We start from the raw sequence: 18,681 nt of genomic DNA on the forward strand, positions 1-18,681 counted from the left end.
CGGCATCGCCTGCATTTTTATGAGAAATGTGCATCAGGATCGCACAAAATGGCGTGCTGGCAAACCCGCCATTCTCAGAACGACGTCCCGGATGTCTCCCGGATGGTGTCGCAAAGGCTTATCCACACTCATTCGCCTACGGTGGCACAACATTTGCTGCGACGCACAATATGTCTTTTTATATGAGTTTTTCATCGTGGTAAGCTACGCGCCGAATTGATTCAATTCAAATCATTCTTGCCTCAGGCTTGAAAATTTATTTGCTGGCGAATCATCATCCAATTAAACCAACAACGGAGAGCAATTTGAACAAAATTCAAAATCCAGGGGTGAACACTATCCTGGGACACCCCGATAGCTTATTTGTTTTGTTTTTCACAGAAATGTGGGAACGATTTTCTTATTATGGCATGCGCGCATTGCTGGTCTTGTTTCTGGTCACAGAAACAGCCAAAGGCGGCTGGGGCTGGACCCGCGCAGACGCCACCAATCTGTACGGCTGGTACACCGGTCTGGTGTATCTGACACCGATACTCGGCGGCTATATCGCGGATAAATTCCTCGGCAGCCGTCGCTCGGTTGTTCTGGGTGGTTTCATCATCGCTGCCGGTCATGCATCACTGCTGTTTGATACACCAACGATGTTCTATGTCGGTCTGTCACTGGTCGTTGCCGGTACAGGTTTGTTTAAACCGAATATTTCGGCAATCGTCGGTCAGCTTTACACCAAAGATAATGAAAGTGGTCGTGACGGTGGCTACACCCTGTTTTACATGGGTGTGAATGCAGGTGCGTTTTTCGGAATTTCACTTTGCGGCTATATCGGTGAAAAAATCTCCTGGCCACTCGGCTTTGGTCTGGCTGGCGCCTTCATGATCCTCGGTGCGATTCAGTTTTACTTCGGTCAGGGTATTTTCGGTGAGATCGGTTTGCCAAAAGCGCAACGATCTGCGACCGTCGCACCGGTAGAAGAGGCTGCGCCACATATCGTTGCTGATCGCCTGAAAGCAATTTGTGTATTTTCTTTCTTCACGATTTTCTTCTGGTTCGCCTTTGAGCAAGCTGGCGGTTCAATGACAATTTTTGCCGCAGACTACACTGACCGCACGCTGGTTGGCACCAGCGGCTTTGCGTTCAAAATCATTAATTCCCTGATGACAGTCATACCAACGGCGATCTTGTCGTGGTTGCTGATCAAACTGTTTATCGGTACCGCAAAGCGCTATTTGTTGTCGAATCTATTGCTGGTCTTGTGTATTGGTCTGATCTGGGCACTCGTGATCTGGATGCTCGGTCGTGAATTCTCTATGGAAAACTCCAGCGTACCTGCCACTTGGTTCAATGTTCTGAACTCTTTTTTCCTGGTGATTCTGGCGCCGATGTTTACCAAAATGTGGGATAAATACTGGAACCCCAGCGGCCCGATCAAATTTGGCACTGGTCTGATTTTGCTGGGTCTGGGTTTCGCGGCCTTGTCTTATGGCGCATCCAGCATTCCTGCAGGCGCGAAAACCGCTTCCGTCAGCATGATTTTCCTGATCGCCGCTTACTTTTTCCACACGATGGGCGAGCTGTGTATTTCACCGGTCGGCTTGTCGTACATCAGTAAGCTCGCGCCACCACGCCTGCTAGGTTTGATGTTTGGCGTCTGGTTCCTGAACACGGCGATTGCGAACAAAATTGCCGGCTCTACTGGCAGCTATATCGACCGTATCTCAGAAACCTATTCCTTATCCACGTTCTTCCTGATCTTCACTATCATTCCTATCGGTGCAGGTCTGGTGCTGATGACGCTGAATAAATGGATGGAAAAGAAAATGCACGGTATTCACTAATCAAGAGTATCCGGCCCAACAAAAATCCCCGCCAAAAGCGGGGATTTTTTTTTAACTATTTCCGACAAATTCCGTTGGAATTCTGCTTCAGACTTGTTATGAGCGTTCGATTGCCAGCGCCACGCCCATACCACCACCGATACACAAACTCGCCAGACCTTTTTTAGCATCACGACGTATCATTTCGTGAATCAGGCTGACCAGAATACGGCAACCGGAAGCACCGATAGGGTGACCAATCGCAATCGCACCACCATTCACGTTGATCTTGCTGGTGTCCCAGCCCATTTCTTTATTCACGCCGATGGCTTGTGCCGCAAAGGCTTCATTAATTTCCATTAAATCCAGATCAGCATGAGTCCAGCCCGCTTTTTTCAAGCAGAGCTGTGCTGCAGGCACCGGCCCCATGCCCATGACGGATGGGTCTACGCCTGCCGACGAATACGCTTTGATCCGCGCAAGCACTGGTAATCCCAGCTCTTCCGCTTTCTTTGCCGACATCATGATCACTGCGGCTGCGCCATCGTTCAGACCGGATGCATTACCTGCGGTGACGGTACCGTTTTTGTCGAAGGCCGGGCGCAATGCTGACAAGGATTCCAGGGTTGCGCCATGTTTGATGAATTCGTCGGTATCAAAGACGACCGTGCCTTTTTTCGACACGATTTCTACCGGAATGATTTCATCTTTGAACTTGCCGGCTTTTTGTGCCGCTTCCGCTTTGTTTTGTGAGGCAAGTGCAAATACGTCCTGCTCTTCACGACTGATGCTGTATTTCTTAGCGACGTTTTCGGCGGTAATGCCCATGTGGTATTGGTTGTACACATCCCATAAACCATCCACGATCATGGTATCGACCAGTTTGGTGTCACCCATACGGAAGCCATCGCGCGAGCCATTCAGTACATGTGGCGAAGCGCTCATATTTTCCTGACCGCCAGCGATGATAATGTCAGCGTCACCGACTTTAATGGCCTGCGCCGCCAGATGCGTTGCTTTCAAACCGCTGCCACAGACTTTATTGATCGTCATCGCTGGTACCATCACTGGCAAACCCGCTTTGATGACGGCCTGGCGCGCCGCATTCTGCCCGACACCTGCCGTCAACACCTGACCGAGCAAGACTTCGTTGATCTGGTCGCCGCTCAGACCCGTTTTGGCGAGCAGGCCTTTAATCACAATCGCACCCAATTCGGCGGCTGGGATTTTAGCCAGGGAACCACCAAATTTACCTACCGCTGTACGTCCAGCAGCAACAATGACGACGTCTTGCATGTTGAATCTCCTGTTATAAAAAAAGATGCGTCAGACAAAAATGCATAATCTGTCTGATACGGTAGCGGTCAGATTACACCAGCTTGCCGGTTGATGTTCATCCTGCTGAAATTTTGAGCAAAAAAAAGCTCCCGATTGAAGGGAGCTTTTTGGTTCAGGCGAAGTTCATATCGAACTTGTCCTTGCTTTACTTAAGTAACTTAAGTTGCTTATTTTTTCTTTGGCGTCGCTTTTTCAGCAGCTTGAGTGAACTGTTGTGTTGCTTTTGCCAGATTTTCTTCCAGCGTTTCTACCGCTTGCTTGGTCGTTTTGGACAATTGCTCGTAACCGGCGTTGATGTTACCAACGACAGATTTTAACGCTGTCACGGCTTGTTCGGAGCCAGCTGGTGCATTTTTGGTGACTTCATCGATCAGGGAAATCACTTTAGTATTTGTTTCAGCAATATGCGCTTCCACTGCTTTTGTGAACTCTTGCTGAGTAGCAGAAGTGATGCTGGCCAGATGACGACCATATGCCAGTGCTTTTTCTGCAGTTGGCTGTGCTTGTGCTGTCGTCAGCGTGAAAAATTCCTGAGGATCTTTTGCGCTCAACAGTTGTTTCGCAGCCGCAGTACCTTCTTCGATACTGGCTTTGGCAGCGTTCACGTTCAGGGCGAACAATTGCTCCAGACCTTCAAACGCTTTTTTGTTCAATGCAGTCAGGGAAGCAAACTGCGCTTCGAGGTTAGCTTTAGTTGCAGCAATAAATTGTTCTGGTGATGTAGACATGGCATTCTCCGTTAAAGGGGATTAATAATCGGCAGCGCCTTCCACAACTTCTTTAAATGGTGCACCGCAACAAGTTCAATTCTACACGGCATATTTCGTACGTCAAGCTTTTTTTGTGCATCGCAACAAAATGATGTAAATGATATCACTCTAAAAATACAAACCCCAATATCCATCAGGTTTTCCAGCCTATTCCGGGCTGAGACTCAGGTAAATAGCGGGGATTGATGCCGAGATTTATCTGCCTCAAATTGCAGCAAGGCCTGCTTATTTTTTAAGCCGCCGGCATAGCCAGTCAGCGCACCGTTCGCTGCGATCACCCGGTGACAAGGAACAATAATCGACAAGGGATTGCGTCCGTTGGCTGCGCCAACCGCCCGCACCGCCGACAGCTTGTCGATGCTGGCGGCAAGAGCGCCGTAACTGCACGTCTGACCGAAAGGTATCTGCTGCAACGCCCGCCATACGCTTTGCTGAAATGGCGTGCCCGATGACATGTCGAGAGGAAGATCAAAATGCTGGCGCTGACCGGCAAAGTATTCTTGCAGTTGTTGTGTCGCCAGTTGTAATACCGCATGTTCCGGTACGAGTTGCCATCCCTGTATGCCTTTGAAATGCCGGTGCTGTTCAAAGTAAACGCCGCTCAATCCCATGTCACTCGCAGCCAGACAAAGCACGCCGAGCGGGCTGCTAAATTCTGTATATTTTTTCATCGCTACACCTTATTTTTCTGTACTGCTTTGCTTGCCGCATTGTGCGCACTAAGGCTGTCCGTCGTGTTAAGCGACTGCCACAGCAACATGGCGGCATAGGCGCGCCACGGTGACCACGCTTGTGCCTGCAACAGCAACTGCTTTTCTGTCCAGCGCGTTGGTGCGGGCGACGCTGCCTGTCCTGATAATTGTGCCGCTGCCTTTTGCAAACCGAGATCACCGGCAGGAAAAGCATCTGGAAAACGCAGCGCACGCATCGCGATATATTGCGCCGTCCATTCACCGATACCGCGCACACTTTTCATGTTGTCCAGCATCGTCGCCTGAGTGCTATCCGGCAAGCGTTCAAAGCCGCCCGCCAGCGCGAAGCGGGCGACATTCTGCAAGGTCTGGGCGCGTGTCGCCGGAATCCCTATTCCCGCCAATTCATTGATGGGCAGCCCGATAATCGTTTCCGGTGTCGGAAAATGACGCGTAATCGCCGCCAACGGCGTATCTACCAGATCACCAAAGCGCTGCACCAGACGACCGGCAACGGTCGTTGCACCAGCTACGCTGACCTGTTGCCCCAGCACCGCACGGATCGCCAGTTCAAAGCTGTCAAAAGCGCCCGGTACACGCAAACCCGGCGTTGCCTGAATCTGCGCTGCTAACAAGGCATCTTGTTGCAAGTGGCTTTGAATAAACGCGGGATTCGCTTCCAGATCAAATTGCTGCCGCACTCTCGCCAGCACCGGCATCAATACCGGCGTCAGTTGTGGCGCGAGTTGCAGCAATAACTGATTTTTCTGCGGTAAATGGCTGACTTTCAACCAGCCTGAGATCCCTTGTATACGCACGCTGCGCACATAGGCGGCCAGATCACCGTCCTGACCTTCCTGAATCACGGCTTCCAGCCCTGGCATCGCACGTCCGCGTAAATAGCCGATTACCGCGTCCCACGCATACGGCGGACGATACGCCAGGCGCAACAAAATACCTTCGCCACGCCCATCTGCCGCGCGCCGCACCGAGCCGGGTGCCATCTGATAACGTTGCAAGAAAAGTGCGTTGAAACGCCGGACACTGCCAAAACCAGCGGCAAACGCGATATCAGTCATCGGCAAGCAGGTTTCTTGCAGCAGTTTTTTGGCGAATAGCAGACGCTGGGTTTGTGCGAGTTCGACCGGGCTGGCACCGAATTCCTGCAATAACACACGCCTGAGCTGGCGTGAAGACAAACCGATTTGTTGCGAAAAATCTTCGACATTCATTGCATTCAAAGCGCCGTCAGCAATCTTCTTCCAGATCGCATGGGCAAGATTCTGTTGTATCGCATACGGCGCCAGCTCGGGACGACAACGCAAACAAGGACGATAGCCTGCCGCTTCCGCTGCTGCCGCTGTCGAAAAGAACTCGCAGGAACTTTCACGCGGCGTTCTGACCGCGCAAACCGGGCGGCAATAAATACCTGTTGTTTTTACGCCAGTAAAAAAGACGCCGTCAAAGCGGCTGTCTTTTGCGGCGAGCGCACGATAGTACTGATGTGCCTCGCGCATCAGTCTGCCTGGGTTGGTCTCAGGTTTATTCATCGTGATGTCGTTATCGGTCTGCATGTGCACTTTATACGCGTTGACCGGCACCAGATCTAGCCATTTCCGGACATGCGTATTGTTGCAGGAAGAGTGGCCACGACCAACATCGCCACAGCCGTCATGGTAAAACCGGCAGGCCACATGATTTAGACGTTTCCACTACACTAGTGCGCTGATATATATATGCAGAAAGCATAAGCCATGACCGTCAAGCAATCTCCTGATTTGAAAACCGTCCTCATCGCCAGCGGCTTTGTATTAACGCTAGCCATGGGCGTGCGTCATGGCTTTGGCTTCTGGTTGCAGCCGATTTCGCAAGCGCATGGCTGGACCCGCGAAACCTATTCGATGGCGATGGCAATCCAGAATTTGTTATGGGGCGTGTTCGGCCCATTCGCCGGTATGGCGGTAGATAAATTCGGCACCGCCCGCGTGGTCATCTTCGGCGCACTGATGTATGCGGCTGGTTTGCTATGGATGGCGACGATCAGTCATCCGCTGCTGTTTGTCATCGGTTCCGGCGTTTTATTAGGTGCGGCGCTGGCCTGCACCGCTTTTGGTGCCGTCAGCAGCATTATCGGACGCACCGCACCAGCGAATAAGCGTTCATGGGCGTTCGGCATTTCTTCAGCCGCCAGTTCTTTTGGTCAGTTTGTGATGATGCCAGTCGAACAGCAATTAATTACCCACAGCGGTTGGCAAACGGCGTTTTATCTGCTGGCGGGCTTATTGATCGCCGTTATGCTGCCGATGGCGTGGAAGCTGCGCGAGCCACCGATAGATCATAGTCATGGCCCGCAGCAAAGTATCAAAGAAGCTATCCACGAAGCGTTCTCACATAAGCCTTTCTTGTTTTTAGTCGCAGGTTATTTTGTCTGCGGTTTTCAGGTAGTTTTCATCGGCGTGCATATGCCAGCCTATCTGAAGGACAAAGGCATACTCGACCCTAACGTGGCAGTGTCGGCGCTTGCCCTCATTGGCTTGTTCAATATTTTCGGTTCGTATTACGCCGGTAAGCTCGGCGGCATGTTCCAGAAACGTTACCTGCTGTCTTCCATCTATTTGTCCCGCACGATTGTGATCAGCCTGTTTCTGCTGGCGCCACTGTCGTCCTACTCGGTGTATATCTTTGCCGCCGGTATGGGCTTGCTGTGGTTATCGACAGTACCGCTGACCAATGGCGTCATCGCCAGCATCTTTGGACTGAAATATCTTTCCATGTTGTCTGGCTTTGTATTTTTCTCGCATCAGGTCGGCAGTTTTATGGGAGTCTGGCTCGGCGGCTATATCTATACACTGATGGGCAATTACAACCTTGTCTGGGGCATTACGCTGGCACTCGGTATTTTCGCGGCACTGATTAATCTGCCGGTGAATGAAAGCCCGGTTGCACGTCAGACTTCGACGGCATAACGATGATGAAACTGCGCCAGACATTGTTGAAGCTGTCTCTGATGCTATTGCTGCTGCTCGTGCTGGCAGTAGCGTTTCTGGCTTATCTTCAGCCTGGTTTTGTACTTGATCTGGCGAATCGCTTTGTGCTTTGTTGAATAAATGAGTATTCGATTGATCTGATCGATTTAGATAATTTTAAGGAATTATTTTCTCAGCACGAAGTCTGATGTTATTCTTTTCAACTCCTATTTTTCAGATCTGATTCCCATGAACAAATCCATGCTCATGCTGCTGTGTTCTGCGCTGGCAATACACTCCAGCGTTGCCGCAGATACCTCCGTCACTTCAGCACCGACCAGCAAACCCCTTATGAATAAAGCGCTTGCAGCCAATCCTCTGTTGGCAGCCAGTACTCTGGCGTATGAATATCCAGCCTTCGATCAGATCAGAAACGAACACTATGCGCCAGCGTTTGCAGAAGGCATGCGTTTGCATCTGGCCGAAATCAATGCCATTGCCAACAACACCGCCAAACCAACTTTTGATAATACGGTAGTAGCGCTGGAACGCGCAGGGCAGGCGCTGAACCACGTCAGCACAATCTTTTTCAATCAGATCGCTACTAACACCAACCCGACACTGGAATCACTGTCCACCGATCTGGCGCCAAAATTGTCCGCTCATCAGGACGTGATTCTGATGAATGCGAAACTGTTTAAACGCATCAATGCGATCATCAGCCAACGCGACAAACTGAAACTCGACGCCGAATCCAATCGCTTGCTGGATCGTTACTACACCGATTTCGTGCGTGCGGGTGCAAAATTATCCGACAGCGATAAAGCCAAACTCAAAGCGATCAATGCCCAACTGGCATCGCTGGGCACCAAGTTCAGCCAAAACGTATTGAAAGAAACCAATGCGTCTGCAGTCATCGTTGAACATAAAGAGCAGTTAAAAGGTTTGTCAGAAGGTGAAATCAGCACCGCAGCGGCCGCAGCAAAAGCCAAAGGGCTGGATGGTAAATATCTGATTCCATTGATGAATACCTCTGGACAACCTTATCTGGCCAGCCTCGAAGACCGTTCCGTGCGTCAGCGTTTGCAGGAAGCCTCTGTCAATCGTGGCAGCCACGGCGGTGATTTCGATAACCGCGATACAGCTCTGCAATTAGCCCGTCTTCGCGCAGAACGAGCGCAATTGCTGGGCTATCCGAATTACGCCGCCTACGGCCTCGAAGATGAAACGGCGAAAACCACCACTGCCGTCAATAAAATGCTGAGCGAACTGGCACCGGCAGCAGTCGCCAACGCCAAAAATGAAGCCGCTGAATTACAAAAAATTATTGATGCCAACCACGGCGACTTTAAGCTGGCGGCATGGGACTGGGCCTACTACACCGAGCAATTGCGTACCGCAAAATATGCCTTTGACGATACTCAGTTACGCCCGTATTTTGAACTCGACAGCGTATTACAAAATGGCGTGTTTTTTGCCGCGCATCAGTTGTACGGTATCAGCTTTAAAGAGCGTAAAGATTTACCTGTCTATCACCCCAGCGTCAGAGTGTTTGAAGTATTCGATGCCGATGGTAAATCGATGGCATTGTTTATTGCCGATATGTACGCCCGTGACAGCAAACGTGGCGGCGCGTGGATGAACTCGTATGTCGAACAATCGACGCTGTTCAACAAAAAACCCGTGATTGCGAATCACCTGAATATTCCGCAGCCACCAAAAGGCGAACCGACCTTGCTAACCGCGGATGAGGTGAAAACGGCGTTCCATGAATTCGGCCATGCACTGCACGGTTTGTTCTCACAAGTACACTACCCGCGCTTCTCCGGTACCAATGTACCGCGCGATTTTGTCGAATATCCTTCACAAGTCAACGAGATGTGGGCGACCTGGCCTGAAGTCTTGAAGAACTACGCCAAGCATTACAAAACAGGGGAAGTCATTCCTCAGACGCTGGTCGATAAAATTACTGCCAGCAACAAGTTCAATCAAGGCTTTGCGACCACCGAGTATCTGGCGGCATCTTTGCTTGATCAGCGCTGGCATCAGCTGACACCGGCGCAGATACCAAGCGATGCAATTGCGTTTGAAAAAGCGGCATTGAAAGAAGCCGGAGTCGATTTTGCACCGGTACCGCCACGCTATCGCTCCACGTATTTCTCCCACATATTCGGCGGCGGCTACTCGGCTGGCTACTACGCCTATCTGTGGAGCGAAGTACTGGATGCCGATACCGTTGAATGGTTTAAAGAAAATGGCGGGCTGACGCGGAAAAATGGCGATTGGTTCCGTCAGCAATTGCTGTCACGCGGCGGCAGTATCGATCCTATGGAGTCGTTCCACAACTTCCGTGGGCGTGATCCAAAAATCGACCCATTACTGTTGCGTCGCGGCTTAAAATAAAACAAGCAACTGGCAAGACCTGCAGGTCTTGCCAGCGTATAAAAAAAGGGGGAAGACATCGCGTCTTCCCCCTTTTTCATATATTGCTGACTTATTCCAGTTTCCAGACAAAATCAGTTTTCACCCAAGCCTGCTCGGCTTTGCCGTCTTTCGTGCCGGGCTTGAACTTACATTGGCTAAAAGCGCCGATGGCCGCTTTATCCAAGCTGCGTGAGCCGCTAGATTTTTCTACTTTCGATTCTACGACTTTACCGTCAGCAGAAATCAGAAATCCCATCGTCACCGTGCCGCTCTCTTCGTTCATCAAAGCCGCTTTCGGATACTTCGGTGGGTCGCAGGATTTATTATCCATCACAGGCGCTGTTTCAGCCGCCATCACCGAAGAAGCAGCCACACACAACATGGCTGAGATAAGGAAAGAACGCGAAGATTTCATCATGGTATTTCTTTTCATTTCTGATCAATATAAAAATGTGGTGCTTATGTCTTAATGCTGCTAAACCTGCTGCTGATTCTGCCGCCTAGTCTGACGATTAATCAAAACTCTTCCCAGCCATCATCGCTGGCAGCAGATGCGGCTTTTTTCACAGCAGGTTTTGCGGCAGGTAAAGATTTCACCGGACTGGCTTTTGCCTTGGACTTTGCCGCTCTCATTGCTGGCTCTATGCGTTTGACAACCGGTGCTGCCGGTTTCGCTGGTGCCGACTGAAACGATAAGAGACCTTCATTTTTGTCGAGTTTGAAAACACCCACCACATTTGCCAATTCAGCGGCCTGATCTTGCAAACTTTGAGCAGCTGCAGCAGCCTGCTCTACCAGCGCCGCATTTTGCTGTGTCACGCCATCCATTTCAATAATCGCGTGGTTCACACGCTCAATACCGGCGCTCTGTTCCTGACTTGCTGCCGTAATTTCCGTCATGATCTCGGTCACATGCTTAACGCTGGTGACCACCTGATCGATCGTCACGCCAGCCTGACCCACCAGCCGCGCACCGATTTCAACTTTTTCGACGGAATTATCAATCAGTGTTTTGATTTCTTTCGCAGCAGCGGCGCTACGCTGCGCAAGATTACGGACTTCTGCCGCTACAACAGCGAAACCACGTCCTTGCTCACCGGCGCGCGCAGCTTCCACCGCAGCATTCAGCGCCAGAATATTCGTCTGGAATGCGATGCCATCAATCACACTGATGATGTCGACAATCTTGTTTGACGACGTGTTGATGTCACCCATGGTCTCAACCACTTGGGCAACCACCGCCCCACCCTGACGAGCAACTTCCGAAGCAGAGGCAGCCAATTGATTCGCTTCACGCGCATTATCGGCATTTTGCTTGACGGTGATAGTCAGCTCACGCATGGATGAAGTCGTTTTTTCCAGTGAGCTCGCCTGTTGCTCGGTACGGGAAGAGAGATCCAGGTTACCAGTCGCGATCTCACTGGAGGCGGTAGCGATCGTGTCGGTACCGGAACGCACTTGCGCGACGATATTGACCAGACTGTCACGCATGTTTTTCATTTCAAATATCAGACTGGACTGATCACCATTTCTGACGTCTATCGGCGCGCTCAGTTCGCCCGCAGCAATCTGACCGGCAATCTGTGCCGCATAATCAGGCTCACCACCAAGTTGCCGGATCAGACTGCGGCTGATATAAAACGCCGCCGCGATACCGCCTGCTAATGCCATCAGACCAAGAATCAGCATCAGGCTGGTCGCCGATTTAAATGCTGAGTTTGCTTCGCTGGCGACTTCAGAATTCAGTTTATCTTCCAATACAACCAATTCATCCAGAGTATCGAGCCAGCCTTGCTGAACCGGACGCAGTTTTTTGATCAGGGTGATGGTCGCCATTTCCTGATCGTTCGCCAGACCAAGCGCCTTGGCTTTTTCCGGCAAAGAAGCAGCGGCTGTTTCGCGCTCTTTCAATTTATCGAATATGGCTTTCTTTTCACCCGAAACGACATCGGCCGATTGCGCAAGCTTGATCAGTTTTTCACTCGCTTCCGCGTATTTTTTTGACTGTTCGGCGATGTTCTTCAGATCTTTTTCCATGTCCCCCTCATCATTGAGCAAGGTCAGGTTGCGTAAAGCCACCATACGGTCATAGACGATCGCCCGCATATCGAGAGCCAGTCGGGTTTCGACGTTACTGACATTCACGATCTTTTCGAGACGCCCCTGAATTTGAGACATCCGGAAAACACCGACGATCGTCAGTGCGATCAAAAATATTAAAACCAGAGCAAAACCCAGCCCCAGGCGTTTACCAACAGTCATTTTTGATAGATTCATTTACGCCACTACTTTGAAAAAGAATTAAAACATTCAAAAGCGCTAAAATTTCAGCAACTTATGTGCCTGTCCCCTGATTGCAAGTCCTAGTTTTGTTCAGAATCAACTCGCACTTTGTAACATTCAGGTAGGAAATATACTGTAATTTTTCCAGATGGAAACATTTTTTTACACTTTTTTTTCACACATGTTCAATAACTATTGCGAAATAAATAGTTTTCATTTATTCGTTGGCAACTAATGCAGTCTGCACTATTTTTGTGCAAACTAATTATGCTTTTGTAAGAGCCACTGTGCTCAAAACTTTCTTTGTTATTCCCCTTCTTTTTATCGATTCGCTGGCATAAATTCTGCTGTTGATAGTCAGCATCATCATTTCGATATAAATTTAATTTATCTGAATGCTAACCTTCACGATTCACGTCACTCTCGACTGCTGCGTGCAATTTCACAACACTTCTACACGGGATTCTCATGTCTGGGCTGATACGTTATTTTTTCCAGGGACAAATTCACGAGGCAGACCATTTGCCGCCCACCCGTACCCTGCTCCAGCACTTGCGCGAAGACCTGCATTGCACCGGTACCAAAGAAGGCTGCGCCGAAGGTGATTGCGGCGCCTGCACCGTTGTTACTGGTGAACTGCGGGATGGCAAAGTCGAAATGAAATCCGTGAATGCCTGTCTGCAGCTCATGCCTACGCTCGATGGCAAGGCTATTTTCACGGTGGAAGACCTGAGCCAGGAAGCACCTTTGCATCCGGTGCAGCAAGCGATGGTGGAGTGCCACGCGTCACAATGCGGCTTCTGTACGCCGGGATTTGTGATGTCTTTGTGGGACCTGTATTTGCAAAGAAGCCCGGAGTCAGCGCCCCTGCAACGCAAACAAATCGATATCGCTTTATCCGGTAATCTGTGTCGTTGCACCGGTTACCGCCCCATCATTGACGCCGCGCATCGTATGGAAGAATTACCGCGTCAGGATTTCGATCAGGCCGGGTTGGCAGCCATACTGGCGGGCTTGGTTCGCAGTGAAACGCTGGAGTATGTCTGGCAGGGCCAACACTTTTATGCGCCACGCACGATGGCAGAATTAGTCCGCTTGCGGGCCGCTCATCCACAGGCCTGTCTGCTCGCAGGCGGCACAGATATTGGCTTATGGGTGACCAAACAATTCCGTGAACTGGGCGATATTATTTATCTGGGACACGTTGAAGAGTTGCGCTCGGTAACTGAGAAAAATGATGTTCTGGAGATCGGCGCCGCAGTCACGCTGGACGAGGCCTATCGCGCATTGTGTGAATATTATCCGCAGGAATTAAGCGAGTTGTGGCAGCGTTTCGCGTCGTTACCGATACGCCACGCGGGCACACTGGGCGGCAATGTCGCCAATGGTTCACCGATCGGTGATTCTATGCCGTGGCTGATTGCACTGGGTAGTCGTATCGTCCTGAAAAGCGCTGATGGCGAACGCGAGCTGGCGCTGGAAGATTTTTATCTCGGTTATCAGCAGAAGGACTTGCGCCCGACTGAGATCGTCGCTGCGATACGCATTCCTTTACCGGGCGCCGGAAAAATTTTCCGTACCTATAAACTGGCGAAACGTTTTGATCAGGATATCTCTGCTGTGTGTGCCGCCTTTTCAGCACAGTTGCAAAATGGAATATTGTCAGAAGTCAGAATCGCCTTCGGCGGAATGGCTGCAACGCCGAAACGGGCAACGCATGCCGAAACCGCGCTGGAACAACAAGTCTGGAATGAAGCAACATTGCAAACGGCGATGCTAGCCTTAGCCGAAGATTACGCACCACTCAGCGACATGCGTGCATCAGCAGAGTATCGCCTGCAGACCGCGCAAAATCTGTTGCGTCGCTTCTGGTTGGAAACGCGCGCAGACGATGCTCTACCGACCGCCTTACTCAATCCATTTGCGGCTGCGGCTGACACAAGCTCAGCAGAGGAGTCCGTATGATCAGGCAAAACGAAACACCGTGGGCGGAAGTAGGTAAATCGCATCCGCATGAATCCGCCGTGTTGCACGTCAGTGGCAGCGCAAATTACACCGATGATATTCCTGAAACGCAGGGCACGCTGCATGCTGCACTCGGCTTATCAGCGCAAGCACATGCGCTGGTGCGCAATATGGATCTGGATGCCGTGCGACAGGCGCAGGGAGTGATTGCCGTCTTCACTGCCCGAGATTTCCCCGGCAGCAATCAGTGTGGTCCTATCATCAAAGATGACCCGATACTGGCCGATGGCGAGGTCGACTATGTCGGTCAGCCACTGTTCGCCGTAGTTGCCCGCAGCCATGAACTGGCTCGCCGCGCTGCTCGCCTGGCGAAAATCGATTACGAAACACTGCCGGCCGTCCTTCATCCACGCGCCGCACATGAGCAACAATCGTATGTGCTGCCACCGATGTCACTGGTGCGTGGAAATGCGCAGCAAGCCCTGACCGACGCACCGCACCGCATCCGTGGCGAATGGCAGGTCGGCGGCCAGGAACAGTTTTATCTTGAAGGTCAGATCGCGTATGCGATTCCAAAAGAAGCACAGGGCATGTACGTCGCCTGCTCGACTCAGCATCCGAGTGAAATGCAGCATGTTGTAGCTCATGCGCTGGCTATTCCGTCGCACAGTGTGCAAGTCGAATGCAGGCGTATGGGCGGCGGCTTTGGCGGCAAAGAATCGCAATCAGCGTTATGGGCTGGTGTTGCTGCTCTGTGTGCGTTCAAACTGCAACGACCGGTTAAGCTCCGTGCAGATCGCGACGATGACATGCTGGTCACAGGCAAACGCCACGACTTCCACTACGACTATGAAGCCGGTTACAACGACGAAGGGCTGATTCTCGGCGTCAAAGTACAAATGCTGTCGCGTGCCGGATTTTCCGCCGATCTGTCCGGCCCAGTCGCTACCCGTGCGGTTTGCCATCTGGATAATGCTTACTTCCTGTCCGATGTCGATATCCGTGCCATGTGCTGCAAAACAAATACGCAATCGAACACCGCATTTCGCGGCTTCGGCGGCCCACAAGGCGCGATACTGATAGAACATATCATCGACGATATCGCCCGCCATCTTGGTAAAGATGCGCTGGATGTGCGACGACTGAATTTTTACGGACGCAGTGACAACGAAGGCAGAAACATCACCCACTATGGCCAGAAAGTGGTCGACAATGTGATACACGAGCTGGTCGCAGAATTAGAACAGAGCAGCGACTATAGAGCACGCCGGGCAGCGATTGCAACATTCAATGCGGCCAGCCCTGTGCTGAAAAAAGGGCTGGCACTGACGCCGCATAAATTCGGTATCGCCTTCAACGTGACGCATCTGAATCAGGCTGGCGCCTTGGTGCATGTGTATCTGGATGGCTCAGTGCTGGTCAATCATGGCGGCACCGAAATGGGGCAGGGACTCAACACAAAAGTCGCACAGGTGGTGGCGCACGAACTGGGTGTGCCGCTGAGCGCCGTCAAAGTCACGGCAACCGATACCACGAAGGTGGCCAACACATCAGCCACCGCAGCATCGACTGGCACCGATCTGAATGGCAAAGCCGCGCAAGCCGCCGCACGACAAATACGCGAAAGACTCGCCACATTTGCGGCTGAGACCCTTGGTGGCATCGCCAGCGAAGTGAGCTTCTTTGATGGCCACATCAGCTCAGGCGGCAACACTGTTTTGTTTACAGAACTGGTGCAGAAAGCCTATCTGGCGCGGGTGCAATTATGGTCCGATGGCTTTTATGCGACACCGGATTTGTATTGGGACGGCAAATCCATGACGGGCAATCCGTTTTCGTATTACGCCTATGGCGCGGCGGTGTCAGAAGTGGTCGTCGATACGCTGACAGGCGAATGGAAATTATTGCGCGCCGATGTGTTGTTCGATGCGGGTCATTCACTCAATCCTGCGATTGACAAAGGCCAGGTAGAAGGTGCATTCATACAAGGCATGGGTTGGTTAACGACGGAAGAATTGGTGTGGAATGCCAACGGTAAATTGACCACGCATGCACCATCGACGTATAAGATACCAGCAATCTCAGATTGCCCGGAAGATTTCCGCGTCAGCCTGTTTAAAAATACAAACGTCGCTGACAGCATACACAGATCAAAAGCCGTTGGCGAACCACCACTGTTATTGCCGTTTTCTGTGTTCTTTGCGATACGCGATGCAATTGCCAGCGTCGCGGATCACCAACGACATCCGCCTTTACCTGCGCCAGCAACCAGTGAAGCCATACTGCGCGCAGTGAATGCGATTCGCGATTAAGATACGCGGATCAAGAATACATTTTTTCAAACAATCACCCAATATTGATGCGGCTTTTCGGGCAAATTAGCCCTGCGAGCCGCATCAAATCTCTGTCCGACAGAACCAGATGACTATCCACAATATGCAAGCCTACCGTGCAAGCCTGCTGCACTTTACCGATGATCCACTGCGTAATCCGGATGGAACACATTGGCATGAAGACGGCCTGCTGATCGTCAATGATGGCCACGTTCAGGCAGCGGGCGATTATCAACAGTTAAAATCGACGCTGCCTGATCACGTCGTGGTTGAGCACTTCCCCGGCAAAATCATTACTCCCGGGTTCATCGATACGCATATCCATTATCCGCAGACCGACATCATTGCGTCACCGGCACCGGGGCTGCTGCCTTGGCTGGAACAATATACGTTTCCAGCGGAAAGACAATTTGAAAATCCCCTGCACGCGCAGGAAGTCGCCAATTTTTTTCTGGATGAATTACTGCGTTGCGGCACCACCACCGCGATGGTGTATTGCACCGTGCATCCAGCATCGGTCGACGCCTTTTTCGAAGCGAGCGCGGCACGCAACTTACGCATGGTCGCGGGGAAAGTACTGATGGACAGAAACTGCCCGGAATTTTTACGCGACACCGCAGAAGGCGGCATCCGCGACAGCGAAACCCTGATCAAAAAATGGCATAAACAGGGTCGCCAGCTCTACGCCATCACACCACGTTTTGCGCCGACTTCCAGCCCGGCGCAAATGCAACTCGCCGGTGAGTTAGCGCATGCCTACCCGGATACTTTTATACAGACACATGTGGCAGAAAATCAGGACGAATGCGCATGGGCACGCTCACTGTTTCCTGAAGCGCGCAGTTATCTCGATATTTATGATCGCTACGGCCTGATGCGGGAACGTGCGATGTTTGCCCACTGTATCTGGCTCAATGATGAAGACCGTGCGCGCATGGCCGCCACCCGATCCGCCGTCGCCTTATGCCCGACATCGAATCTGTTTCTGGGCAGCGGTTTATTTGATTTTCAACGAGCCGAAGCCCAAAGCGTCCCGCTGTCGCTGGCGACCGACGTCGGCGGCGGCACCTCGTTTTCTATGCTGCAAACGATGAACGCCGCGTACAAAGTGGCCCGTATGGGCGGCACCTATCTGCCTGCAACAAGGATGTTTTATCTCGCCACCTTAGGCGGTGCACGCAGTATGCAACTGGAAGGCTGTATCGGTAATTTCGTGACCGGTGCCGAAGCAGACTTTATCCTACTCGACCCGCAAGCAACACCACTGCTGAAACGGCGTACAGCCAGCTGTAATTCATTGGAAGAATTACTGTTTGCATTAGCGTTATTGGGAGATGACCGCAGCATTGCGGCGACTTATGCGGCGGGTAAACGGGTGTCAGAAATGAAAGCCCTAAGCAAAGCGAGTATTTTTTAATATTTAATGTCGAGTAAAACAAGATCAACTCAACACCGAAGCAACAGCGAGTGAACCTTCAGTATAGCCAAACATCTCTACAAAATAAACCCGCCATCCCGGCCAGATCAAAAAACATGCATGTTTAACCTGATATGCATTGCCTGTAATCTCAGGTGCAGCCCTCAGTAAGTCAAATCTGCGATTGTGTTTGAAATGAGCCAAGTCAGAGGGTAATCCCTGTCTTTTTTTCTATTAGTCTCATTTTTGATTCAATTTTAAGAAAATTTAATCAAATTATTTCATCTCTGTATGTTGCAGCTATTTACCAAAGCCGGGGTGATTCAAGCAACGAATTCATTGCGACATATAAAGAGCGCATTTTAGTATTTTTTAGTTTTGTTAATTTCATAAAAAATTTAAATAATATTCAGTAAAAAAATCACAAATCAGGCCTTTGTAATCAAAATGCAACAAAGCTGATAATAAAAAATGTTTTGCACAATATGCATCACATTAAGTTTATGTTTTGATTTTCCTCATAAAAATGAATAAATTTTTTACAAATTAAGAATTACCAAAATAATATATTTTCAGGCCAATACGTTCGTATTTGCCATTGTATCGAAATGTATAAAATTTCTAGTCATAACAAATTGACTCATAACATAATTACCAAACCACTATTGAGTTGCCATAT

13 protein-coding genes are annotated in these 18,681 nt (G+C 50.7%); 7 read left to right on the forward strand and 6 right to left on the reverse strand.

All coding sequences use genetic code 11. The annotated features are described in order from the left end of the window. Positions 1 to 305: 305 nt before the first annotated feature. Positions 306 to 1,835 carry a peptide MFS transporter gene (locus H8K38_RS06760; protein WP_222610781.1) on the forward strand — a complete coding sequence of 510 codons (1,530 nt, stop codon included), beginning with the start codon at positions 306 to 308 and terminating at the stop codon, positions 1,833 to 1,835. A 96-nt stretch (positions 1,836 to 1,931) separates the two neighbouring features. Here H8K38_RS06760 and H8K38_RS06765 read toward each other — a convergent pair whose 3' ends face one another. From H8K38_RS06765 to H8K38_RS06780, 4 genes are all read right to left on the reverse strand, one after another. Then, a complete protein-coding gene (locus H8K38_RS06765) occupies positions 1,932 to 3,110 on the reverse strand; it encodes an acetyl-CoA C-acetyltransferase (protein ID WP_186884032.1) in 1,179 nt (392 codons plus the stop codon). Positions 3,111 to 3,319: 209 nt separating this feature from the next. Next, positions 3,320 to 3,880, reverse strand: a complete 561-nt coding sequence (locus H8K38_RS06770) for a phasin family protein (RefSeq protein ID WP_186884033.1) — start codon at positions 3,878 to 3,880, stop codon at positions 3,320 to 3,322. 206 nt (positions 3,881 to 4,086) lie between these two features. Next, positions 4,087 to 4,593: a methylated-DNA--[protein]-cysteine S-methyltransferase gene (locus H8K38_RS06775; RefSeq protein ID WP_186884034.1), complete on the reverse strand. Its 507-nt coding sequence runs from the start codon at positions 4,591 to 4,593 to the stop codon at positions 4,087 to 4,089. Between the two features lie 2 nt (positions 4,594 to 4,595). Further along, entirely contained in the window at positions 4,596 to 6,308 is a 1,713-nt protein-coding gene (locus H8K38_RS06780) for an AlkA N-terminal domain-containing protein (protein WP_370587068.1), read from the reverse strand. Between the two features lie 60 nt (positions 6,309 to 6,368). Between H8K38_RS06780 and H8K38_RS06785 the strand changes: the two genes are divergently transcribed. The 3 genes from H8K38_RS06785 to H8K38_RS06790 all read left to right on the forward strand — a co-directional run bounded on the left by H8K38_RS06785 (position 6,369) and on the right by H8K38_RS06790 (position 9,983). Further along, positions 6,369 to 7,580 (forward strand): MFS transporter, encoded by a 1,212-nt coding sequence (locus tag H8K38_RS06785; RefSeq protein ID WP_186884035.1) that lies wholly within the window; start codon positions 6,369 to 6,371, stop codon positions 7,578 to 7,580. Positions 7,581 to 7,582: 2 nt separating this feature from the next. Next, positions 7,583 to 7,717 carry a hypothetical protein gene (locus H8K38_RS18425; protein ID WP_255422855.1) on the forward strand — a complete coding sequence of 45 codons (135 nt, stop codon included), beginning with the start codon at positions 7,583 to 7,585 and terminating at the stop codon, positions 7,715 to 7,717. A 112-nt stretch (positions 7,718 to 7,829) separates the two neighbouring features. Continuing rightward, on the forward strand, positions 7,830 to 9,983 hold the full coding sequence (locus H8K38_RS06790) for a M3 family metallopeptidase (protein WP_370587069.1): 2,154 nt from the start codon (positions 7,830 to 7,832) through the stop codon (positions 9,981 to 9,983). A 91-nt stretch (positions 9,984 to 10,074) separates the two neighbouring features. Here the strand turns inward: H8K38_RS06790 and H8K38_RS06795 are convergent, their stop codons facing one another. After that, positions 10,075 to 10,422: an energy transducer TonB gene (locus tag H8K38_RS06795; protein ID WP_186884036.1), complete on the reverse strand. Its 348-nt coding sequence runs from the start codon at positions 10,420 to 10,422 to the stop codon at positions 10,075 to 10,077. A 98-nt stretch (positions 10,423 to 10,520) separates the two neighbouring features. Then, complete coding sequence (locus H8K38_RS06800; protein WP_186884037.1) at positions 10,521 to 12,266, reverse strand: methyl-accepting chemotaxis protein; 1,746 nt, start codon at positions 12,264 to 12,266, stop codon at positions 10,521 to 10,523. 489 nt (positions 12,267 to 12,755) lie between these two features. On the opposite strand from H8K38_RS06800, the gene xdhA reads away from it, so the two are divergent. The 3 genes from xdhA (at position 12,756) to guaD (ending at position 18,002) form a co-directional block, all read left to right on the forward strand. Beyond that, positions 12,756 to 14,252: a xanthine dehydrogenase small subunit gene (xdhA, locus tag H8K38_RS06805; protein WP_186884038.1), complete on the forward strand. Its 1,497-nt coding sequence runs from the start codon at positions 12,756 to 12,758 to the stop codon at positions 14,250 to 14,252. Beyond that, positions 14,249 to 16,564: a xanthine dehydrogenase molybdopterin binding subunit gene (xdhB, locus tag H8K38_RS06810; protein WP_186884039.1), complete on the forward strand. Its 2,316-nt coding sequence runs from the start codon at positions 14,249 to 14,251 to the stop codon at positions 16,562 to 16,564. Before xdhA ends, xdhB begins: the two co-directional genes overlap by 4 nt. A gap of 109 nt (positions 16,565 to 16,673) precedes the next feature. Further along, complete coding sequence (gene guaD / locus H8K38_RS06815) at positions 16,674 to 18,002, forward strand: guanine deaminase (RefSeq protein WP_186884040.1); 1,329 nt, start codon at positions 16,674 to 16,676, stop codon at positions 18,000 to 18,002. Positions 18,003 to 18,681 lie beyond the last annotated feature (679 nt).

Origin of the sequence: Undibacterium sp. FT79W (genome assembly GCF_014284215.1) — a bacterium.
GTDB classification, from domain to species: domain Bacteria; phylum Pseudomonadota; class Gammaproteobacteria; order Burkholderiales; family Burkholderiaceae_D; genus Undibacterium; species Undibacterium aquatile.